The 24385-nt window shown below is 36.6% G+C and carries 16 protein-coding genes; 7 read left to right on the forward strand and 9 right to left on the reverse strand.

Annotated features, from left to right (window positions below):
* Positions 1 to 143 precede the first annotated feature (143 nt).
* Both I2F17_RS12565 and I2F17_RS03135 read right to left on the reverse strand, forming a co-directional pair.
* Complete coding sequence (locus I2F17_RS12565; RefSeq protein ID WP_235985907.1) at positions 144 to 344, reverse strand: hypothetical protein; 201 nt, start codon at positions 342 to 344, stop codon at positions 144 to 146.
* A 672-nt stretch (positions 345 to 1016) separates the two neighbouring features.
* On the reverse strand, positions 1017 to 3155 hold the full coding sequence (locus tag I2F17_RS03135) for a TonB-dependent siderophore receptor (protein WP_196423990.1): 2139 nt from the start codon (positions 3153 to 3155) through the stop codon (positions 1017 to 1019).
* A gap of 238 nt (positions 3156 to 3393) precedes the next feature.
* Between I2F17_RS03135 and I2F17_RS03140 the strand changes: the two genes are divergently transcribed.
* The gene (locus tag I2F17_RS03140) at positions 3394 to 3969 is read left to right on the forward strand and encodes a flavin reductase family protein (RefSeq protein WP_211139071.1); all 576 of its coding nucleotides are present in this window, start codon (positions 3394 to 3396) and stop codon (positions 3967 to 3969) included.
* 614 nt (positions 3970 to 4583) lie between these two features.
* Here I2F17_RS03140 and I2F17_RS03145 read toward each other — a convergent pair.
* From I2F17_RS03145 to metG, 3 genes are all read right to left on the reverse strand, one after another.
* The gene (locus I2F17_RS03145) at positions 4584 to 5867 is read right to left on the reverse strand and encodes a ribonucleotide-diphosphate reductase subunit beta (RefSeq protein ID WP_196423972.1); all 1284 of its coding nucleotides are present in this window, start codon (positions 5865 to 5867) and stop codon (positions 4584 to 4586) included.
* Positions 5868 to 6074: 207 nt separating this feature from the next.
* Positions 6075 to 8882 (reverse strand): ribonucleoside-diphosphate reductase subunit alpha, encoded by a 2808-nt coding sequence (locus I2F17_RS03150; protein WP_211139072.1) that lies wholly within the window; start codon positions 8880 to 8882, stop codon positions 6075 to 6077.
* Positions 8883 to 10029: 1147 nt separating this feature from the next.
* Positions 10030 to 12072: a methionine--tRNA ligase gene (metG, locus tag I2F17_RS03155; RefSeq protein WP_211139093.1), complete on the reverse strand. Its 2043-nt coding sequence runs from the start codon at positions 12070 to 12072 to the stop codon at positions 10030 to 10032.
* Between the two features lie 284 nt (positions 12073 to 12356).
* Here metG and I2F17_RS03160 point away from each other — a divergent pair, with 284 nt between their 5' ends.
* Together I2F17_RS03160 and apbC are read left to right on the forward strand one after the other, a co-directional pair.
* Positions 12357 to 12728, forward strand: coding sequence for a hypothetical protein (locus I2F17_RS03160; protein ID WP_196423974.1), 372 nt, complete (start codon positions 12357 to 12359; stop codon positions 12726 to 12728).
* Positions 12729 to 12845: 117 nt separating this feature from the next.
* The gene (apbC, locus tag I2F17_RS03165) at positions 12846 to 13979 is read left to right on the forward strand and encodes an iron-sulfur cluster carrier protein ApbC (RefSeq protein WP_211139073.1); all 1134 of its coding nucleotides are present in this window, start codon (positions 12846 to 12848) and stop codon (positions 13977 to 13979) included.
* A 925-nt stretch (positions 13980 to 14904) separates the two neighbouring features.
* On the opposite strand, the gene I2F17_RS03170 is transcribed toward apbC, so the two are convergent.
* Both I2F17_RS03170 and rsmI read right to left on the reverse strand, forming a co-directional pair.
* A complete protein-coding gene (locus I2F17_RS03170) occupies positions 14905 to 15456 on the reverse strand; it encodes a GspH/FimT family pseudopilin (RefSeq protein ID WP_211139074.1) in 552 nt (183 codons plus the stop codon).
* A 101-nt stretch (positions 15457 to 15557) separates the two neighbouring features.
* Positions 15558 to 16391, reverse strand: a complete 834-nt coding sequence (rsmI, locus tag I2F17_RS03175) for a 16S rRNA (cytidine(1402)-2'-O)-methyltransferase (RefSeq protein WP_211139075.1) — start codon at positions 16389 to 16391, stop codon at positions 15558 to 15560.
* A gap of 84 nt (positions 16392 to 16475) precedes the next feature.
* Here rsmI and I2F17_RS03180 point away from each other — a divergent pair, with 84 nt between their 5' ends.
* From I2F17_RS03180 to I2F17_RS03190, 3 genes are all read left to right on the forward strand, one after another.
* Positions 16476 to 16877 carry a YraN family protein gene (locus tag I2F17_RS03180; RefSeq protein WP_196422808.1) on the forward strand — a complete coding sequence of 134 codons (402 nt, stop codon included), beginning with the start codon at positions 16476 to 16478 and terminating at the stop codon, positions 16875 to 16877.
* A gap of 71 nt (positions 16878 to 16948) precedes the next feature.
* Complete coding sequence (locus I2F17_RS03185) at positions 16949 to 17608, forward strand: BON domain-containing protein (RefSeq protein WP_196422809.1); 660 nt, start codon at positions 16949 to 16951, stop codon at positions 17606 to 17608.
* A gap of 16 nt (positions 17609 to 17624) precedes the next feature.
* Positions 17625 to 18500, forward strand: coding sequence for an alpha/beta hydrolase (locus tag I2F17_RS03190; RefSeq protein ID WP_196422810.1), 876 nt, complete (start codon positions 17625 to 17627; stop codon positions 18498 to 18500).
* Here I2F17_RS03190 and nudC read toward each other — a convergent pair.
* Together nudC and dnaQ are read right to left on the reverse strand one after the other, a co-directional pair.
* Positions 18479 to 19231, reverse strand: coding sequence for an NAD(+) diphosphatase (gene nudC / locus I2F17_RS03195; RefSeq protein WP_196422811.1), 753 nt, complete (start codon positions 19229 to 19231; stop codon positions 18479 to 18481). The two genes, I2F17_RS03190 and nudC, sit on opposite strands and share 22 nt — an antisense overlap.
* A 97-nt stretch (positions 19232 to 19328) precedes the next feature.
* A complete protein-coding gene (gene dnaQ / locus I2F17_RS03200; protein WP_211139076.1) occupies positions 19329 to 20756 on the reverse strand; it encodes a DNA polymerase III subunit epsilon in 1428 nt (475 codons plus the stop codon).
* Positions 20757 to 20955: 199 nt separating this feature from the next.
* Between dnaQ and I2F17_RS03205 the strand changes: the two genes are divergently transcribed.
* On the forward strand, positions 20956 to 23817 hold the full coding sequence (locus tag I2F17_RS03205) for a LysM peptidoglycan-binding domain-containing protein (RefSeq protein WP_196422813.1): 2862 nt from the start codon (positions 20956 to 20958) through the stop codon (positions 23815 to 23817).
* The last annotated feature ends 568 nt before the right edge of the window (positions 23818 to 24385 follow it).

The raw sequence follows: 24385 nt of genomic DNA on the forward strand, positions 1-24385 counted from the left end.
GGATTGAGGCTTTTTTTACGTCTAAGTGTAAGTTGCCGATTTATTTTGCACTCTTTTACATTTCATTTTGCACTAGATTTTAATGGTTTATTTTGCACTAAACCAAGATAAAGGCCATATTCTAACGTATGGCCTTATTATTTCTAACTACGTACATAAATTGTATGTTTGCCATTCAAGCTACCCGCAGGGAAGTCAGTATCTTTAGATGATTTATTGACCTCATTACTGTAGTAAGCCACAGTATAAAGCAATGTTTCATTATTTGGTGTACTGATGGCTCTCATATCAAATGGAATACCTAAAACAATATCACCTTTACTATCCGTTGCAGCACGTACCACTTGAGTTGCGACAGCGCTGTAATCGCTGTTTGGTAAAGTGACTGTTTGTTTTCCAACTTCAACAACAGCCCATAGTTCTTTTGATTTTAAATTATATCTAATTGATAATTAAATATATTTTTACAGGCTGATCAAGTGTGGAAAGTTCACTGAGCTAGATATACTATAATAAAACTATTGAGATTCGATTAAATATTAAAGATGTATATTGTTCTTGTATACTCAAAACCACATACAAGTAAAAATTAAAAAATATGGCTACGCAAGGCTTTAGTACTAATTAGCTGTATGAATAATTAGATGGTTTCACTATACATGATAATAAAAAGAAAGTTTCTCAATCAGTAGAAACTGATATCTAGAAGCTTGTTTTTTTTATTAAATCTATGAAAAACAGTTCTATACGTTAAAATTTTTATGATGTAACAACGTATGTACAGTGTGAGGTAAAATGTAAAATGATTCTCATTATGTGAATTATTCAAATTGAATGTAAAAAGGGGAAATTGGCATACGACAATTCCCTCTTTTTTAATTCTTAAATTTTTACATATTAATATTTTAGTTAAATATTATGTCCATTGTGTCATATAGGTTGAGTGTAGAATAAATGAGTAGTTCACTTGATTAAACATATTGATGCATCTTTTATCTTTAAAAGATGCATGTATTTTAATATTTAAATTTTAAAGTAAAGTTAATTTGACGAGGGTTACCAAGAGCCATTACACGATTTTCATTATCTCTATTGGCAATATATCCTGCATAGTAGTTCTTATTAAACATGTTACGGATAGAAAGTTGAGCTCCCCAATTTTTAGCATCGTACCCAGCTTCTGTATCAAATAATGCATATGCTGGAACTTTAAATGAAGGGTCTCCTGTAATTGGTTTAGAACTTTCTCCTCTAACACCTGTGCCTAAATACCATCCATGAGAAAGATCACTCTGAGGGTAATAACGCATAGATAAACTATAAGTATTTTCTGGTGTATTTTCTAATCGCTGTCCAATATTTTTGAGATTGGTATCTTTACTAATTTTGGCATCATACATATGACTGAATGAAGCGTTTAATCTTAATTGATGTGAAAGATTTGCTGCAATTTCAGCCTCTATGCCTTGGGTTTTTTGTTGACCGTTTTGAATTTGAAAATTATTATTATTTGGGTCAGAAACGAGAACATTATTTAAACTTAGGTCGTACCATGCAAGACTTGCTTGTAGATCGCCAGATTGGTTTTGAAACTTAAAGCCAGCTTCTAATTGTTTACCTTTTTGTGGGTTAAATTGATTTCCACGAACATCTGTGCCGGATGTAGGGAAGAATGACGTTGAATAACTGGTATAAGGTGATATCCAATTGTTCAAATTATATAAAATAGATGCACTTCCAGTAAAGGCATTATGGTTTTGGCTTGTGTTTTTGCGAGTAATTAAATCTTCAGATGAAGTTTTTGCCCAATCTTGGCGTCCGGCAAGGCTAACGATCAAATTATCTTTAATAAAAATTTGATCTCTTAAATATATGCCTACATATTCAGTTTTAGAAATGGTGTTTAAAAGACCACTTTTATTTTTACAATCTATATTCGTATTATAGATGGGTTTGTAAAGATTAAAATTTCCAATGTTGCAATTAAAGTTATTTTGTTTTCTTTTTTCATGCATGGCATCAACGCCAATAAGTACATGATGACTCACATTTTCAAAATCAAAATGGTTTTTTAGTTGATTATCTACAGTAAAATTTAAATTATCATAATCTTGTGAAACAGCACGTCGACTGATTGTTGTGTAATTGCTATTTGGAATCCATCGAGTCATGGAGACAAATTTCCCATCCATTTCTCCCTTTCTGACCGCGAAATTCTGTTCAAAATTCCATCCGTTATCAAAATTATAATCAAATTTGTAGCCTAAACGATAAACATCACCTTTATATGGACCAAATGCAGGTTCTCCAAAATAAGTCGAACGATTTATGGGACCATTTGGATTTGGTTTTAATGTTCCAATAATAGGTAATCCTTGTAGTCGCATATATTCACGATGCTGATAACTTGCAATAACTGAAAGTCGAGCCTTTTCGGTGAGATCTATGGTATAAGAGGGGGAAATAAAGAAGTTTTTAAAGTAAACTTGATCAACTGGGTCATGTTGATCTGCGATACGACCTGATACCCTAAATGCACCATCTTTACTTTGATTAGGGCTATAATTTAAATCAAACTGTCCTTGTTTAAAGTTATAACTGCCATAGGTTAGATCTGCTTTTGCAAAACTATTTGCCTCTGGCCATTTCGAAACCAGATTGACTATTCCCCCAGGAAGCGCTTGACCAAAGTTAACAGATGCAGGACCTTTGATGACTTGTACTTGATCCATACCAGATAAATCTATGGCAACATCGGCAGCAGTACCTTGTCTTAAGCCATCGATAAAAATTTGATTAGATGCATTTTGACCACGAATAACAATGTCATCGAAACCTCTACGACTACGGTTTCCAGCAGAAACACCAGCAATGCCATTAATTGCATCAGATAAAGTGGATGCTTGTTTTTGTTCTAATTGCTGAGCGCCAATCACACTTACAGATTGTGCAGTTTTAAATAAAGGCGTTTCTGACTTAAGCCCTGATATTGCTACATTTGCAGCATATGTATTGGTTGAATCTGATGATGTTTTAATCGTCGGAAGTGCATGTGCTTCATCTGTAGTTACTTGTTGTGCATGTGTGATTTGTGCTGACCATAAAAATATTGAACAAATCGATAAATATAATTGTGTACGATGGATTGGTATCATAATTACTTCTTAATATTAATGAGAATTGTTAACATTAGGATTATATATTATATATTTAGTGAATATGTGAATTTCTATATATTAAAAATAGATTAACTTTGCTAGATATTTGTAAATGTCAAATTTGTCATCGTTAAAAAAAGTATATATTTAAAAATAATATGTGAATTAATTAATTTGTTTTTTGATACTGATGACTGATGACATTTAGATTTTAAGAAGTGATAGGAGTAATTGAATGAACATTAAATCAGTGCCTTTGGATAAATCTTATCGTTTATTAAATCATGGGCCGACAGTACTTGTATCATCAGAGCACAAAAATGTATCGAATGTCATGGCGGCATCATGGGCATGTGTTCTTGATTTTTATCCAGCTAAAGTGACTGTAGTATTAGATAAAGCCACATTCACACGTTCTTTGGTAGAGCGTAGTGGTTTATTTGCTTTACAGATCCCTGTTGTGGAACAAGTTGAAATGGTGATGAGTTTAGGCACGATAACGTTAAAAAATGACCCACAAAAATTAAAGGACTGTGAAACTCAACTATTTTATCAAAATGGTTTTTTAGTACCTTTGGTGAAGGGATGTGCAGCATGGTTAATCTGTAAATTGCTACCTGAAGAGCATAACCATCAAAATCATGATTTATTTATAGGGGAGGTGATTGGTGCTTGGGCAGATGATCGGTTATTTGAAAATGGTCGATGGAAGCTAGATGAAGTTCCAACGGAACTTAAAACGTTTCATTATATGGCTGGAGGACAATATTACGTCACAGGTCAAGGCTATCAAGTGAATAACGGGCCATAGTATTTTTACAATTCCTTCTTAATGAGAGCATGTCAATATGACCATACCATGTGAATGTATTGAATTTATAGGTGTTTAAAACCTAAAATAACCAGTAGAGCTATTTAATCCAAATCCTGCTTAATATTTTATTTTAAAATCATTGGCTTATGGTATTTTGATCAAATACTGAAATTATGTAGCATATACTTTTAGTCACTCAGAGCTGTTTTTGAAGGGAAATTGATCTATTCGTTAGACTAGACTGTAAAGAAAAGCATTTATTTTATATAAAAATATATAAAACAGTAGCTTATTTGAGTTTATTAAACAGGATTCGGGTTATTTAGAGACAATATAAAAAAGCAATTTATTTGTATGTTTGATAAAAATGTCATTGATATAAAGTGATGCGTTTTTATCGTTGCATATGATACTTAATCCAGTGATAGTCTAGGAGTCGGCACAATTTTATATGGAAGAAAATTCTTTTGACGTGGTTATATTGCGTTGGATCATACGTTTTTAAAAAGGCTTAGGCTTGCATTGTTGTAGTGATCATATTTTTATATGATCACTACATGAATGACTTATCAGGGTTGAAAATTCATGCATAAGTTAAATTAATCAACGATTTACCAACTTAAAGCACCGCCTGTTTGATAGTCTGTTACACGCGTTTCGAAGAAGTTCTTCTCTTTACGTAAGTCCATCATTTCTGACATCCATTGGAATGGATTATTTACACCTTTGTATTGCTCAGGCAAACCAAGCTGAGCTAAACGGCGGTTACAAATAAACTGTAGGTATTCTTCCATCATTGCAGCATTCATACCTAATACCCCTCGAGGCATCGTATCACGTGCATATTCTATTTCAAGCATTGTGCCTTCAAGAATCATTTGAATCACTTCTTCTTGGAACTGTGCAGTCCACAATTGTGGGTTTTCAATTTTAATTTGGTTGATCATATCAATACCAAAATTCACGTGCATCGATTCATCACGTAAAATATATTGAAATTGCTCAGCAACACCACCCATTTTATTACGGCGACCCATACTTAAGATTTGGCTAAATCCACAATAGAAGAAGATACCTTCAAGTACGCAATAAAATGCAATCATATTACGTAATAGGGTTTGATCTGTTTCAGTGGTACCTGTCACAAATGTTGGATCTCCCAACTCTTGTGTGTATTTAAGTCCCCAAGCTGCTTTTTTAGCAACACTTGGAATCTCACGGTACATATTAAAAATTTCACCTTCATCCATACTGAGTGATTCAACACAGTATTGATAAGCATGTGTATGAATCGCTTCTTCAAATGCTTGACGTAAAATGTACTGACGACATTCAGGATTGGTAATCAAACGATATAATGCAAGCACAAGATTGTTTGCAACCAATGAATCTGCTGTCGAGAAAAAACCAAGATTGCGTTTCACAATCATTCTTTCATCTTCAGTTAAACCATCTTCTGATTTCCATAACGCAATATCATGCGTCATGTTTACTTCTTGTGGCATCCAATGGTTCGCACAGCCATCAAGGTATTTTTGCCAAGCCCACTCGTATTTAAAGGGCACAAGTTGATTCAAATCTGCACGACAGTTAATCATTGATTTGTCATCGACTTCAACACGCCCAGCACCCATTTCTAGTTCTTCTAGGCCTGGTGCAACGTCTAGGTTTCTGAGGGACTCAGCTGCCCGAGCCATGGTATCGGTTTGATGGGTTGCTCGCTGATGTGTGTCTGTTCCATGATCTGTAGAATCGTCAGCGTTTTTCTGCGATGGCTTCGAGTCAGGTACCATCTTTTGTTCAGGCGCTTTTTGCGGTTGGACGGGCGTAGATTTGGACTCTGGAGTTTGTGTTTTCGAATCATCTTCAAAATCGTCCCAACTTAGGATAGACATAGTTAATCTCTCTTCGTGGTGTTTATCTTAGCATAAGTCATCTTTTGTATGCGGATGTCTTGGTGCAATATTGATTTGATACCAATGATGCAGGGAAGAAAGCCAGTGTTTCTTTCCCTACATCATGGATATGAATACTCACAGGTTACAAATTTTTCCTCTGTATGGAGGATATTGAAATGACATTAAATTTGTCATTTCAATAGTTTATTGGCATGCTTCACAGTCTGGGTTGTCAATTGAACAAGCCTGTGGCACAGGTGCGGCTTGAGTAAAGCCTTCTTCTGAACCTTTTGCACTTGTTGTCGTTGGGTTATTTACAGTCGTTGTTTTTACAGCATTGAGCGTACCCGTATTAATGGTTGATTTTTCAGTCGATGTTGCACCAAGTGCTCGTAGGTAGTATGTAGTTTTTAGACCACGTAACCATGCCATTTTGTAGGTTAAATCAAGCTTTTTACCATTTGCACCTGCAATATACAGATTCAGAGATTGTGCTTGATCGATCCATTTTTGACGGCGTGATGCTGCATCTACAATCCAACGTGGTTCAACTTCAAAAGCAGTGGCGAACAGTGCTTTAATATCGTCTGGAATACGAGCAATTTTTTCTACTGAACCTTCGTAATGTTTTAGGTCATTGACCATGACAACATCCCATAAACCACGTTCTTTAAGTGTACGAACAAGGTATGGGTTAATGATCGTAAATTCACCCGAGAGGTTTGATTTTACATACAAGTTTTGGAACGTTGGCTCAATTGATTGCGACACACCACAAATATTGGAAATGGTTGCTGTTGGTGCAATGGCCATGACATTTGAATTACGCATACCATTTTTTTGTACTGTTGTACGCAATGTATCCCAATCTAATCGCTGTGTACGATCTACTTCAAACATTTTTTCAGGGCGTGATTGTGCAACAAGATCTAAGGAGTCGATAGGCAAGATGCCTTGATCCCAAAGTGATCCTTTGAACGTTGAGTATGTACCACGTTCAACGGCTAAATCACTCGATGCTTGAATTGCATAGTAACTAATCACTTCCATCGATTCATCTGCAAAATTGACAGCAGCATTTGAACCATATGCAACGTTCATTTCATACAGTGCATCTTGAAAGCCCATGATTCCCATACCCACAGGGCGGTGTTTCATGTTTGAATTTTTGGCTTGTGGGACTGCGTAGTAGTTAATGTCAATGACGTTATCTAGCATACGTACAGCTGTTTTAATGGTACGTTCAAGCTTTGCTTCATTCAGCTTGCCTTGTTCAATATGGCGAACGAGGTTGATAGAACCAAGGTTACATACAGCAATTTCATCTTTACTTGTATTTAAAGTGATTTCAGTACATAGGTTAGAAGAATGAACGACACCTACATGTTGTTGTGGTGAACGTAAATTACATACATCTTTAAATGTAATCCACGGATGGCCTGTTTCAAACACCATAGACAGCATTTTACGCCATAAATCTTTTGCACGTATTTTTTTATGTAGCATATTGTTTGCTTTAGCAACGCTTTCATAGTGGTTGTAACGTTGCACAAATGCTTGACCTGTCAGATCATGTAAATCTGGTGTTTCTGATGGCGTAAAGAGTGTCCATTCACCATCTTCAATAACACGTTGCATAAACAAGTCTGGAATCCAGTTGGCTGTATTCATGTCATGTGTACGGCGACGATCATCACCTGTATTTTTACGGAGTTCTAAGAACTCTTCGATGTCTAAGTGCCATGTTTCTAAATAGGCACACACAGCTCCTTTACGTTTACCACCTTGGTTTACAGCAACTGCGGTATCGTTTGCTACTTTAAGAAATGGTACAACACCTTGTGATTTACCATTCGTGCCTTTGATATATGAGTTTAAAGCACGTACAGGTGTCCAGTCATTGCCTAAACCTCCTGCCCATTTTGATAGCATGGCATTGTCACGCATTGCACCATAAATGTCATAAAGGTCATCATCAATGGTTGTCAAATAGCAACTAGAAAGCTGTGGACGTAGCGTACCTGAGTTAAATAGTGTTGGCGTTGAAGCCATATAATCAAAACTAGACAACAGGTTGTAAAACTCAATTGCACGCGCTTCACGTTGCTCTTCATTCAAGCAAAGACCCATAGATACACGCATAAAGAACAGCTGTGGCAATTCAAAACGTATACCTTTGGAGTGAATAAAGTAGCGGTCAAATAATGTTTGTAAACCTAGATAGGTAAATTGATTTGAACGTTCTGGTTGAATTGCATCAGAGAGTTTTTTTAAATCAAATTCAAGGAGAACAGGTGACAGAAGTTCAAGTTCAACCCCTTTTTTAAGATATGCTTCAAGTGCATCTGCTTCTGATGTATTCGTATCTAGGCCTAAAAAAGCTAAACCTGTATGTACTAATTCATTACGCAATAAACGTGCAGTCACATAAGTGTAGTTTGGTTCATGTTCAATGCGTGTGCGAGTTGCCATGATCATTGTGGTGGCAATGTCACTGGCTTTTACACCGTTGTATAGGTTTTTTACTGTTTCATCTACAATAGTTTGTACGTCAATCCCTTCGAGGCCTTCAGCTGCTTTACTAATTTCAGCATTGAGTGCAGCAAGGTCTAGAGGCTGTAAGCTACCATCGTTGGCAGTGATTTGTAATGTTGGGTGATGATGCTCTGACACGTTTTGACGTGCATTTGTGCGTTTTTCACGATAAATCACATAACTACGTGCAACTTTTTGTTCTCCCTCGCGCATGAGTGCAAGTTCAACTTGGTCTTGAATTTCTTCAATATGAATAGTGCCACCAGAAGGTAGGCGACGTTTAAAAGTACTGCTCACCATATTGGTAAGTTCAGTAATACGATCATGGATACGGCTTGAGTCAACGCTTTGTTGTCCCTCTACAGCTAAAAATGCTTTGCCAATAGCTACAGATATTTTTTCAGCATCAAAAGGTGCAACGTCACCAGTACGTTTGATGACTTGAAGTTGCCCTGGGGTTGATGAGATGACGCTCATATCAGCTTCGCTCCATTGTATTGTTTACGATGTTTTGACCCATTTAGATATGTTTTGACTCATTTAGATATGTTTTTTTAACATATGTAGTAAAGATGAAAACACAATATTTGGTGTCTTATATTAAGTATGGGCACAAGATACGGTAATTTTTTTAAATTATCAATATTGACATTTTGTTATTTATTTTGTTGTGAAAGGTAGGGTGTTGTAAGTGATTGTTGTTTGTAAAATATGGCGATTACAGGATAACAAAAAATAAATAAATTGTATTTAGATTATTAAAATTAGCCTGTCTGTTTGTCTACAAAATATCAATTTTAGATTGAACCATTTGTATAGGGTGATTGAATGAAATATATTTCTTGAGAAAACCCTCTTATAAAAATTAATGACCATAAAGACGAATAAAAAAATCAAAAATAAGTTCAAATATTGACGTAAAAACTTATCATATGAATTTAGTAAGGGCTTTTTATTGTTCTAGATTTTGATGTTTCGTGAGCTGATTCTCTAAGTGATGCCAGTATAATATATTTTGTTGATCCCAAAATTTAGACGGATACAACATGAAATAACAATTGATATCATTGTTTATAAATGTTTCAAGATGATTGATGATTGATGATTGATGATTGATGATTGATGATTGATGATTGATGATTGATGATTGATGATTGATGATTGATGATTGAGTAAGTGGTTTAGATGAATAAATATGGTAGAGATAGATAATGGATAACCTAAAATTTATTCAAAATTAAATGAGAAAAAATTCTGGCACACTTATCATTTAAGCGATCTGCATCGCTTTTTTCTTGTGGGTTTAGTGTGTTTTGGGGCATGTACTTAATTTAAATAGATATTGAATAATACAGTCTAAATTTGAATAAATTAAAAAACAATTTCAGCAAGGTAGTTTATAAGTGATGAAGGATCGAAGCAGACTGTTTGTTTGAAGAATATTGGCGTTAATTTTAAAGCCTTATTTTAGTCGTTCTGGCATTTCTACATGATATATAATAGTGCATCTTTCTCTTATTTTTTTTATCATGATCTAATACATAGATCGTTTGAATAGTTTGAAAATTTATGGGGGCAGGCAGTCATTGTAAAAAAAAGCCCCTGAGAAGGGGCTTTATAGAGTTTAAGAGACTTTATCGCCAGGTTTTGCATCAGTTGCAGGTGAAATAATAATGCCATCTCCTGCACATAGCACCATGCCATTTGAAATACCAAAACGCATTTTTCTTGGTGCAAGGTTAGCCACCATGACAACCAATTTACCTTGTAAGTCTTCAGGTGAATATTGAGCGCGAATACCGCTAAATACATTGCGTGGTTCAGGTTCACCGACATCTAGAGTAAGTTGTAGGAGTTTATCTGAACCATCTACAGTATTTGCTTGTAGCACTTTTGCAACCCGCAAATCTACTTTGAAGAAGTCATCAATCTGAATCGTTTCATCTGTTATTGGTGTTGTTTTTACCGCAGGCTTAGCAGTCTTTTTTACAGCTTTTGTAGCAGGTGTTTCTGCAACAGTAAGTGATGACTTTGATGCATCAACCATCGCATCTACTGCTTTTTTATCGACCCGTTGCATAAGCGGTGTAAACGTATTAATTTCCCAATTTGTGAGTATGTTTTCTCGTGATGCAAAATGGAAATCTTCAAGTTTTAAAAATTGTTGTACTTCATGTGCAAGTGCAGGCAGTACAGGTTGCAGATAAATCATCAGTTGGCGGAATAAGTTAATCCCAACTGAGCAAATATCATGCACATGTTGTTCTTGATCTGACTGTTTAGCTAATGCCCACGGTTTTTTCTCATCAATATATTGGTTGGCTTTATCTGCTAAAGCCATAATTTGACGAATTGCAGTGCTAAACTCGCGTGATTCATAAGATTGCATGATCTGTTCACCTGCATCTATGAAGTGTTGTAGTAATTCAGGTTCAGCACATTGTTTTGAAAGTGTGTTGTTAAAATCCTTGTTAATGAATTTAGCACAACGGCTAGCAATATTAATGACTTTCCCAACAAGGTCTGAATTCACTTTCTGTATAAAGTCATCTAGATTTAAATCTGAATCTTCTACTTTATCTGAGAGTTTTGAGGCAAAGTAATAACGTAATTGCTCTGGATTAAGATGCTTATTGTAAGTTGCAGCTTTGATGAATGTACCACGTGATTTAGACATTTTTTGACCATTTACGGTTAAAAAGCCATTCACAAAAAGTGCGGTTGGGGTACGGTAGCCTGCACCTTCAAGCATGGCAGGCCAAAATAGTGCATGGAAATATACAATATCTTTACCAATAAAGTGGTAAAGCTCATTTTGACTGTCTTTATTCCAATAGTCATCAAAATTCAATTCAGGACGTTTGGTTTTAATGTAGTTTTCAAAACTTGCCATATAACCAATAGGCGCATCGACCCATACGTAAAAATATTTATTTGGTGCATTTGGAATTTCAAAACCAAAATAAGGTGCATCTCTTGAAATGTCCCAATCAGACAAACCTGCTTCAAACCATTCATCTAATTTATTTGCAATAGACACAGGCAAGCGACCTTGATCACGTGTCCATTGTTGTAGATAGTTTTTAAAATCTGGAAGTTTGAAAAAATAATGGTCTGATGATTTTTCAATAGGGGTAGCACCACTGAGTGTTGAGCGTGGGCTGAGCAATTCTGTGGCGTTATATGTGGTACCACACGATTCACACGCATCGCCGTATTGGTCTTCAGTGTGACATTTAGGACATGTTCCTTTAATAAAACGATCCGATAAAAACATTTGTTTTTCAGGGTCAAACAATTGCGTTACAGGTCTGACTGAAATATGGCCAGCTTGCTGGTTTTTTAAATAAATTTCTTCAACCCGTGTCTTGTTTTCACTGCTGTGAGTTGAATCGTAGTGATCAAAGCTAATATTAAATGCAGCAAAATCATTTTGATGCTCTTGTTGCATACTTTTAATATGTGCTTCAGCAGTGACACCATCTTTTTCTGCCCGTAACATAATTGCTGTACCATGAGCGTCATCTGCACAGACATACGTCACGTCATGTCCAAAAGAGCGCATCGCACGAACCCATATGTCAGCTTGGATATAGCCAAGCAGATGTCCCATATGAATTGGGCCATTTGCATAAGGTAAGGCATTGGTAACGAGTATTTTGCGCACGGACATAGTTCTCTCACGATGTTTACAAGTGAGTGATTTTACCTGACTTATATCTTTCTTGCATGATTGAATTTCGAAAATATGAGTAAAATTGTGATGACTGTGTGATCGTAAAGATGAAGTCAGGGTTTTATCATGGCTGATTTATCTCGTTTATGTATCGGCTTTGTATCAAAGTGCAGTGTTTAGTAAAAAAGCCAACAAAATATTGAGAGTTAGATTAATTTATTAAGGAAGTACTTCACTTACTTAAATAAATTTTTGAGTTTAAAAGGAAAAATAAAATGACAGACAGCAATAAAGTTGATGAATTGAAAAATAAAGCCTCTGATTTTTCTGATACAGCGAAAGAAAAAGCACATGACGCTCAAACTCAGGGTGAAAATGCTTTTGATCAATTCAAACAAAATGCCGAAGATGCGAAAGAGCAAGGGCAAGAAAAATTTGATGAGTTCAAGCATGATGCTGGAGATAAGTTTGACGAACTTAAGCAAAATGCTGAAGACAAAAAAGACTCTGCTCATTCTGCCGTAAATGAAAAAATGGATGAAGCGAAAGAAAAAGCTGGAGACTTTAAAGAAAGCGTTGAAGACAAAGTTGAAGAACTAAAAAATACAGTAAAAAATAAGTTTGACGAGTTTAAAAATAAATTCTAAGCTGTTTTTACTACAAGCCACCGCCTATAAACATGTAGCTCATTTCACTACACATTTATAGGCGGTTTTTTATGCTTTGATCAAACTGTGATTGAAGGTTAAGTTTTAGGAGTTATTATGTCTTGGCGCACGTTACTAAAATCTGCTTTATTGGAAAAAAACAATAATTATAAGGAAGAGATTGAGCGTGTGTTAGAGAATTTTCAGTTACCCTCGGGGAAGTTGCTATGTGATTGTCTTCAACAAATTCAATATGTCGAAGACCATTTGCAGCTGAAGTTGGATATTTCTAAGCAAGATGTTGCACAATTACAAGATTTTCGAGATACGTTGGCTCTCAAGCTAAAACCATACGCCATTCAAGATGTGAACTTACACATTGTTCAACAAAAAACAGCCACAACAGATGCTGTAAACCAAACCGCAAATACACCACCACAGCAACGTACATTATCTGCACATCCACGCATTAAACATGTGGTAGTGGTTGCATCAGGTAAAGGTGGTGTTGGAAAATCAACAACCACTGTAAATTTAGCATTAGCTTTGCAGTCTTTGGGATATAAAATTGGTATTTTAGATGCAGATATTTATGGCCCAAGTATTCCTACTATGTTAGATAGTGAGGGACAAATTCCTGTTATTGAAAATGAGCGTTTTATCCCGATCGATGCTTATGGCATGGCGGTATTATCAATTGGTCATTTGTTAGGAAAAGGCAATACTCCTGTGGCATGGAGAGGCCCTAAAGCTACAGGTGCACTGATGCAATTGTTTAATCAAACTTTATGGCCTCAATTGGATATTTTGCTGATTGATTTACCTCCTGGTACAGGGGATATTCAATTGACGTTAGCACAGCGTATTCCTGTGACAGGTGCAGTGGTTGTGACAACCCCACAAAATGTAGCATTACTTGATGCGGTGAAAGGGGTGGAGTTATTTAAACGCGTTTCAATTCCTGTACTTGGTGTGGTTGAAAATATGTCTATGCATATTTGTAGCCATTGTGGCCACGAAGATCATATTTTCGGTATGGGAGGCGGTCGCTGTTTATCTGAGCAATATGCAGTGCCTTTGTTGGGGCAATTACCTTTATTGCAGAGTATTCAAAAAAATGTTGATATAGGTAAACCTAGTGTTTTAGCCAAAGATGCGGCTGCACCATATTATCTTGAAATTGCTAAAAAGATGTTGGTTGAACTTAAAAAGATCCCTCAACGAGCTCGAGATACAAGTCGTATTTTTTAAAAACGCTTTGTATGCGTGAAATGAAGAATCACGTGTGAATTTATTTGGCCATTGAATGAATAAAATGTTGTGTTCATTTGGCTTTAGACCCAATGAACACAAAGGCGATATAAACCATAGATTGATCATGACAGGTTGATAAGATGTACTCGCTTGTCAAATCGAGTTGCTATCACACGCACGTGCTTTAATCTTGCAAATGCATGTTCTACTACATGCCTGAAGCGATATAAGTGTTGATCAAAATCAGAATTTGATTTCGTGCTATTTAACCCGAATCGCGGATAAGAAATACGATTAAGCGACTGTTTTATATATTCTTATCTCAATTACACTATTTTTCTTTACTATCATGTATTACAAATAAGCTAATTTCACCTTAAAATAAGCGTAAGGGATAGAAAATTGATGCTATATATGGAAAAAATATATAAATAATTGATTTTAAATAAAAGCTTATCCGTGATTGGGGTTATTTAATCTTAATGGAATAATTGCAAACTTCTTTCAATTTCTAGTAGGTGCTCTAATTTTCTCAGTATCACTCCCTTTATTTGCAATCAAATAACCATCAGAATCAACTCGATCTATGCGTTATTCTGAAGCTTTGCTGTCGCGGATGTCATCTCTAGTGATTTTAAAATCAATCGACTCTCCATAAATAAAGGTTGCAAGGTAAGTTTTTGTTGTGAATTTATCACGAGGCTTTCCAATTGCTCTTTTGGAATCATGCTATCGCTTGCATGTTAATGCACGCGTATATGGCTTTCGTCAATCAATAGAGATGCTTAATCTAAACTGCCTTGCCATAATCTTGGTTGTCCAACAATTATAAGCAGTTTTTCAAGGAAAAAACGCTTTTAAAATATCGCACCTATATGAATTTTCCATAGGGTCATTTTTATAATGCTACTGTTTAACGACTTTAACAACCATTGAGTTTCTCATGCCGTAAGTGTCCCATGTGACTCAAAGCATTTTTATGCGACAACTGGTTGTTTTTATCACTACAATAATAAAAACTCCCCATTGAACCTCTTGGTAGTCCAGTATCACCTTGTAAAACAATGATTTTGGTTGTAGTAGCACCCCCTTTCCATGTGAGTGTGCCATGATGAATCGAATTATGATGAAATGAAAGAACAGGATCTGTTGGGTCAACACGATGATTATAGTTTTGATCATGAATGGCCAAAATACCATGATTCCAGCTGTTGCTTTGATTACAGGTTTGCCCATTATTTGTTGAACACAAAATCACATTCTGTCTTTGAGTCACGGCATGTAGTTTATACCGTTGCAAAGTCGTGTTGAGGTAAGGATAAATATTTTTACTTTCTAGGCGTGCTTGTAGTTGTGCGAATGCAGGCAGAGCAAGCGTAGTCACAATGGCCAAAATGGCCAGTGTAATTATAAATTCAAGGACAGTAAATGCATGCAATTTAACGTTGTATTGGGCTATTTTTTCTCGTGTCATAGTGGTTTAACGTAGAAAATGATGTATTAAAAACATAGGTCATGATTTGATACACGCTTTGAACGTGGCTAGAGATAAACGAAAAGCCACTGAAAGTGCAATTATTGACTAAGTTCGAGTGCACGTTGGTAAGCAACTTTCTTTTTAATGTCGAATAAGTCAGCAGTAATTTGTGCGGCTGTTTTCACAGAAACATCTTGGAGTAAGCGTTGTAAAATTTGATCAAGTTTTGCAGCTTGCACATCTACTTTTTCTGTTTTTCCTGCAATAATTAATACAATTTCTCCTTTTTGTTGGTTTTTATCGTGTTCCACCCATGTGTATAATTCTGCTAAAGTTGTTTTTTTGATTGTTTCAAATGTTTTTGTAATTTCTCTTGCAAAACCAACTGTACGATCTGCACCAAAAATGGTGATCATATCTTGAATACATGCCAAAATACGGTGTGGTGCTTCATAAAAAATTAAAGTTTGACTTTCATCTTTGAGTTGTTCGAGTGTAGCTAAGCGCTGAGATGATTTTGACGGTAAAAAGCCTTCAAAGCTAAAACGATCACTTGGTAAACCCACGGCACTTAAGCCTGCAATTGCTGCACATGCACCAGGAACGGGCGTGACTCTAATGTGTTGTTCTTGAGCTGCTCTTACCAATTTAAAACCAGGATCACTGATGAGAGGGGTACCCGCATCACTGATTAAAGCGATAGATTTTCCTGCATGAAGTTGCTCAATCAACTGTTCAATTTTGTGAGATTCATTATGATCATGGCATGCTGTGAGTGGTGTGTTAATATTAAAATGCTTAAGTAGCATTGCAGATTGTCGCGTATCTTCAGCAGCAATAAGATCGACATGACGCAAAGTCTCTATTGCACGGTAAGTGATATCATCTAGGTGCCCAATTGGCGTTGCAACAACAAATAATTGAGCAGTCATCGTATGATCTCGTTTTTACATTAAATAAATAGTTTAACCGATTTTTTCATGACATGCTGATATATGTCATGCTATGGGTGATGAATGACACATCGAAATGCATTGGGGCAGTGGGCAGAGTGTGTAGCAACAGCACAGTTACAACATGCAGGTTTTTCAATTTTATATCGAAACTATTTTTCTCGTTACGGAGAAATAGATATTGTGGCATGTAAAGACGAGGTGATGGTTTTTGTTGAGGTCAAAGCGCGTTCAACAGCAAAATATGGGAAAAGTGTAGAAACTATTTCCGAACATAAGCAGGCTAAAATCATAAAAACAGCACAATATTTTATTATGCAGCATGCGTCATATCATCATTATAATTTTCGTTTTGATGCGATTTGTATTGATTTAAAACATATTATTGCAAAAAACACACAGCCAGATTTTTCTAAATTAGCGTATGATTTGGTTTGGATTGAAAATGCATTTAGTTTGAGTTAGGGGTTGTCTTTGTGTTGTGCTTTATTATGTTATGTGAGCCAACACGAAATGGCACATAAGGAGTTTTGAAGGTGTCTAAGCGTATTGTACTGTCATTATTATGTGTGGCAAGTTTGTCAGGGTGTGCAAGTTTTATTGCAGGTGGTACAGGTTCTGCACCCGTGGGTACACAAAATGGTGTACGTTCACTAGGTCAAGCAATTACAGATAAATCAATAGAAAGAACAGCATATATTAATTTATTTAAACTCGATTATCGTTTTCGACAATCTCGTGTCAATATTAATAGTTTCTTTGGCAGTGTATTACTGACAGGTCAGGTGCCAGATGCTAGCTTGAAAAAACTCGCTGAAGATAATCTTAAAGCAATGAGTGATGTAAGATCTGTTCACAATTATATTACTGTTGGGCCACAAATTGGTTATACCACCATTATGCAAGACACGGCTGTAACTGCAAATACACGTGGTTTGATTGCTAAAGCCGCTGTAATTTCTGACAGTAAAGTTTCTGTACATACAGAAGATGGTATTTTGTATGTTATGGGTCGACTCAATCAAGCAGAAATGGCTGATTTAAAACAAGTATTAGAGCAGGTCGGTAATGTGACTAAGATTGTCACTTTAATTGACTCTACGGATATTTCACCAACCACTCAACCTGTGGTACAGACGCCTGTTGCAATTGACTCCAATGCGCGTGGTGCAAGTACAACACCTTACAGTCATTAATTTGTAGTAGACACATATGCTAAAACGACAGCACATGGCAGCAAAAATAAAACATGCACATCGTGTGTGGAAGGACTTTAGAGCGTATGAGGTGGTGAGCCGCCGTTTAAATCAATCTATTGTCACCACACATTTTCATCATGTACCGAACATTGCTTATGGTGAGCATGAGCGACAAACTTTTGATGTGTATCGTGCTGTATTACCAAGAAAAGATCGTGCACTGATTGTGTTTGTGCATGGAGGTACATGGGCGAGAGGCGATAAATCTGACTATGCTTTTGTGGCCGAAAGCTTTACTCAAGAAGGGTTTGATGTTGTATTATTAAATTATCGGTTAGCACCACAATTTCGATTTCCTGACTATGTAAATGATGTGATATACGCCATTAATCATTTACATCAGCAACAACAGCAGTTGAGTATTTGTACTGAAAACGTAGTATTGATGGGGCACTCGGCAGGTGCATTTAATATTATGTCTGCACTATATGCCCAAAATACATCTGAGCATTTTCATTGTCTGTCCAATATTCAAGCCGTAATTGGTCTAGCTGGCCCATATCATTTTAATTATGCAAATGATGTGAGTTTACAGCAAGCATTTCCTACAGATTTGTTTTATAAACAAGTGATGCCTTACTACCATGTGAAAGAAAATCACATTCAACATCTTTTGGTGGTGGCAGAGTTAGATCTGATTGTTGCATCGCACAACAGTAAAGATATGCATTATGCATTGTGTAAAGCGGGAAATGACAGCACTTTAGCACGTGTGCGATACGCAGGTCATATTAGCTTGGTAGGTAGTTTATCGACTCGTTTTAGTCACTACTTTACCACCAAGCGTTTAATTTTAGATTATTTAAATCATGTATTAGACAATGTTTGATTTATCCATGCGGTAATCATGGTATGTGCAATACTGCCTTTAAAAGGAAGCAGAGGTAAATGATCTCGAGAGAAAAACTGCGCATCAGCAATTTCATCTTCTTGTAGGCAAATCTCACCACTATCATATTCAGCATGAAACCCTAGCATTAAATTACTTGGAAATGGCCAAGGTTGACTGTTGAGATAGCGAATATTTTTAACTCGAATACCTACTTCTTCGAGTGTTTCACGAGCAACAGCTTGTTCGAGGGTTTCGCCAACTTCAACAAACCCTGCAATGAGACCATACATCTGATCTTTACGATGTACAGATTTGGCCAATAAAACGTGGTCACCTTTGGTAATAATGGTAATAATACACGGATTAATCCTTGGGTATTGGCGTAAGCCACACTGTTGACAACCCATGCAATATTCAGTGGGATGTGTTGTGGTTTTTTCACCACAACGCCCACAAAATTGATGGTTTTTTTTCCACTCAAGTAATTGAATTGCACGGCTGGCTTCTTCTGCTTGAGCATGTGACCAATGAGGGATTAATTGTCTGAGTGCTACAAATTGAAAAGATTGGGGAACGCTTTGCTGAATTGGCCATTCTCTTGCCACAATACAAGGCTGTTTTTGCACAATCACATCATCAGATTGTACGGTTAAAGATGGCATATTAAGTGCATCATCAACTAAAAGTTGCTGTTGTTGATGAATGTAAGCTTTGGCAATTTTGGTCATGGCTACAGCGTCTTTTCAGTGAAAATAAGTGCTTAAATCAGCATAAATCATTCAGTTAAAAAATAAAATCTTTTGATACGGGTATTGTGTATCTTCTTTATGAAGCTAAAGTGGTTTGAGAAAAAAAGCATGTTTCTCCATTTTTCTTTTCGATGTTTTTGACCCATTGCTCATGTTGTTCAAGTTCCATATCGTTCGGTGCAATCACAACGAGTTCTAAATGACTGGCAGTCAAATTGGTATATTGACCATCATGGTTTTGATGTTGATGAACATGGTCAATATCGAGTAAGACTTGCCCCCCTGTCATAGCAAGATAAACATCTGCTAATATTTCTGCATCAAGTAATGCCCCATGATATGTTCGGTCTCGTGCCGGAATATCATAACGTCTGACTAATGCATCAAGCGAGTTTTTTTGCCCAGGGTGCTTGTTTTTTGCCATCGCTAAGGTATCTGTTACTTGACATACATCAGATAGCTTAGGCAGTCCTATTTTCTCAAACTCCATGTTCAAAAAGTTCATATCGAATGTTGCATTATGAGCAATAATTTCAGCGCCTTGTAAATAATCAAATAGGGGCTGTGCAATCTCTTGATAAATGGGCTTATCTTGTAAAAACTCGTCAGTAATACCATGTACATTTACCGAATCACCGACGGGTTTTTTGGGATTAATGTAAATATGAATCGAACTACCTGTTAATTTACGATTAATCATTTCAACAGCGCCCACCTCAATAATTCGATCGCCATCTTGAAAGTAAAAACCTGTGGTTTCCGTATCTAAAATTAATTGGCGCTCACCATAGAGTTGGTGTTGTGCTTGAGTAATTTTAATTTGAGGATGTTGAGCTTGTATCGTGGTACTATGTTGTTCTGCTTCTGCTTCTGCTTCTGCTTCTGCTTCTGCTTCTGCTTCTGCTTCTGCTTCTGCTTCTGCTTCTGCTTCTGCTTCTGCTTCTGCTTCTGCTTCTGCTTCTGCTTCTGCTTCTGCTTCTGCTTCTGCTTCTGCTTCTGCTTCTGCTTCTGCTTGATCTAATCCGAAAGGATCGCTGAGTAGCCAGTCTTGATCTTGGTTTATGTTAGGATTTTTTTTTTCGCTCATGACTTGATTTGCTCCTAAGTTGGCCAATTGATCTGCCATTTCATTACCGGCATGTCCTGCATGGCCTTTAATCCAATGCCATGTAATATGACGACCTTGGCATACCTGATCTAATTGTTGCCATAAATCAGGGTTTTTTACATCTTTCCACTGTTTCTTTTTCCAGCCTGTAATCCACTCGGTAATGCCACGTTTAACATAATTTGAATCTGTCCAAATGATGAGTGTGGCATCGGTTGGGCAAAAGGAAATACCTTCAATGGCCGCAGTCAGTTCCATACGGTTATTGGTGGTCATGGCTGTGCCGCCATAACGCTTATATTCCCCTTGCTCTGTCACAATATACGCACCCCAGCCACCTAGGCCAGGATTTCCTTTGCAAGCACCATCAACATAGAGTGTAATTGTTTGTGACATGATACAAAACCAAAACTAAAAAAAGAGTAAGAAAGACGTATTCTAACTCACCAATACGCCTGTTTTAGTATAGCAGGTTGCTTTTTTTATTTATTGTAACATTTAAGCTAAGTTTGCGAGTATTATTTACTTGTGTGAATCATAAGCTCGCATAAAATAGCTGAAAAATTAGTAGCTCACGACGCATTTGGGATTGTATATGTTTAAATCTACCACAGTACTGTGGCACTCTTCTGTATCTAACAAATTTAAAATGTCATTACTTGGCTCAACCATTTTAGGGCTATTACTCTCGACAGGTTGTGCATCGACTGCAACAACGTCAACTGCGCATAAAGTTCATACAGCACAAAAAGCGTCAGCAAATAATGTAGATGCTAATTTTTTAGATGCGAGCGCTTTAGATTCATTAGAAGATTTATTATCTGCAACAGATATGAGAGCGGTGGAGGGAGATCGATTACTTATTTTAAAACACGGTGATGTGTGGAAGCGCATGACCGTCGGTTTTAAAATGGATGAAACCAAATGGGACCCACGGATTGAAGCACAACGAAACTGGTTTATTTCTCGCCAACCTTATTTAGATCGTTTAAGTGCGCGAGCAAGCCGCTATTTATATCACACGGTGAAAGAAGCAGAACGCCGTGGCATGCCAACAGAGCTTGCGTTATTGCCCGTGATTGAAAGTTCATATGATCCATCTGCAACAAGTTCTGCTGCAGCAGCAGGATTATGGCAATTTATTCCTAGTACTGGAAAAATCTATGGGTTACAACAAACAGGATCATACGATGCTCGTCGTGATGTTGTAGAGTCCACACGTGCAGCATATGAGTTTTTAGGTACACTATATAACCAATTTGGCTCGTGGGAATTGGCATTGGCTGCATACAATGCAGGGCCAGGCCGTGTCCAACAGGCCATTAATCGAAATGCCGCAGCAGGTTTGCCAACAGATTACTGGTCTTTAAAGTTGCCTCAAGAAACAATGAATTATGTACCACGCTTTTTAGCGGTGGCACAAATTGTTAAAAATCCTAAAGTTTATGGTATTAATTTACCTCCAATTGCAAACCGCCCTCACTTTAGAGAAATACAGGTACAACCGGGTGTTTCTTTATTACAAATTGCTGAATTAACGGGTCTTTCTCGTACAGAGCTTTCTACATTAAACCCAGGGTATCGTGGTGACTTTATTGATGCTGCCAGTCCTGGTCGTATACTTATTCCTTCGGATGTTAGTTTGAGTGTTGACCAAAAAGTATCAACACTCAAAGGGAATGGTGCATCATCATTATGGGTAAATACCAGCCCAACCCCTGTTGTACTAAAACCAACACCAAATACTCTGACGCCTGTGGTCATTACTACTCAAAAAAGATCAACGCCTAAAGATGCAAATGATCTAGCTACATTTGCAAATAATGCAGATGTACCAAGTGCACCTCGAATTCCAGTGGCTGTAACCACGGCATCTGATTTGAAAAAACCAGTAAATGTAGAACCACCAATTTCGGTAAAAGAACGTGATCGTATTCTTGCTCAAATTAAAGCAGATGATGCTAAAGCAACGGTCTCTTCTGTAGTTCAACCGATTGCAAATAAAACAGAACAACAACAAGTTATTCGTGAAATCAAAGAGATTGCACCTGTAGGAACAGAGGTCGTCGACCCTTATGATGGTAAAATTAAACTGACTGCGATTCAAACCAGTCAATCTATTGCAGATAGTCAAGGCAAAGAAGTGACCAAAAGTTTTGCTTCAGATGAAGGTCAAGACAAACGTAACAACGATAATAATGAGCCTAAAGGTACACGTAGCACCTATACTGTTGCCGCAGGAGATACTTTAGCCGCGATTGCTGCTAAAAATGGTGTAAGTTGGAGAGATATTGCAAAATGGAATCAGATTGATCCAAACGCATCGTTGTATGTTGGAAATATCTTGTATTTATATGATGCAAAACCACAAGTACAAACGACAAATAGCCCGATAAAACCAGATACTTATATAGTCAAAGCCAATGACAGTTTAACAGCAATTGCCAATCAATATACTATTCCACTTAAAGATTTGGCAGAGTGGAATGATTTACAGGTCAATAGTAACCTCATGGTTGGCCAAAAATTGCATTTAAAAGCCCCTAAAGATGCTACAGCAAGCTCAAAAAATAAAATTAAAACAGAGCTATATACTGTGAAAAGAGGAGAATCATTAAGATTAATTGCTGAACGTTATGATCTTCCTGTACAAGCACTGGCCGATCTGACACCAAATATTACGGTAAATTCTGGTTTGATGGTGGGGCAAAAAATTAATGTTCCACAAAATGATAATCAAACAGATTCAAGTAGTAAATCTGTTGATGTCTCTAAATTAAAGACTGAATTGTATAAAGTGCAACGCCAAGAAACATTTGCAATTATTGCTGAAAAATTCGATTTATCTGTTGCAGATTTAGCCAAAATGAATGGTGTAAAAGCCAACCATGTCGTTAAAGTCGGTCAAATTATAAAAGTTCCGAAAGTCGATCAACCAAAAGAATACGTGGTGCAACGTGGGGATACGTTGGCGAGTATTGCTGAGCGATTTAAATTTCAACCGAGTTATTTGGCTCGAATTAATGGCGTGTCGAGTAAATCTGCTGTACGTGCGGGTCAAAAGCTAACATTGGTTGAAGATGATGAACCTGTTGTAGCGAGCAAGCCAACCACACCTAAGTCAGAGCCAGTGGCGAAAAAGGTGGTATCTACCAAAGAAACAGAAAGTTATACTGTGAAAGCAGGTGATTCCTTTAATAGCATTGCTCGTCGTTATAATTTAACGATTAAGGAATTAGCAGACATCAATGGCTTATCGATTAAGTCAGTGTTAAAACCGGGACAAGACATAGACGTTCCGAAAAAAACGATCTCTTATAAAGTTAAATCAGGTGATAATTGGACGAAACTTGCCAGTAAATATGATTTAGAGCCTAAAGAGTTGGCAGAAATGAACGATACTCAAACCAGTAAGGCGTTAAAAATAGGTACAGTAATTCAAGTTCCAAATAAGTAAGTTTAAATGTACACAATGCATAGGTGCTTGATCGTCACCTATGCATTGTAGTGGCTATAAATAGGTGATCTGATTGATCGTTGATGGTACGAAATATTTTCTCGATCTATAAATTCTTTTACAACACACGTTTAAATGTGATGGCATCTATTTTTTTTAATCAAATGAGCTGATTTATCAAATTCTTAAACATCGCTAATATCTGATCTTGAGTGGATGGTACGTACAGTGAATACAAAAATTGATGTACGTTTTGTGTCAAAGAAGATGATGATATAAATGAACTAAATCGTGTATTGATTAAAATTTTTCAATATACGTGTCAGTTGTTCAAAATTTATAATTTATTTTTCTAGGGCGTGTCTTCATTTAATCAAACCAGTTCATCACTTTATGATGAAAATTCATGTCTAAATAGCAGATAAATCGTTTGATTTATGGTCACTACTCTTGCTGAGCAGCTATATTTCAGTGGTAAAAAACCATTTTTTGAGCTATTTTCCAAATGAGGACACGCTCTAGTGTGTTGCTGATCTATTTAACTAAAGCAAAATCGCCTAAAGCATAT

The organism is Acinetobacter baretiae (assembly GCF_015627105.1).
GTDB lineage: Bacteria > Pseudomonadota > Gammaproteobacteria > Pseudomonadales > Moraxellaceae > Acinetobacter > Acinetobacter baretiae.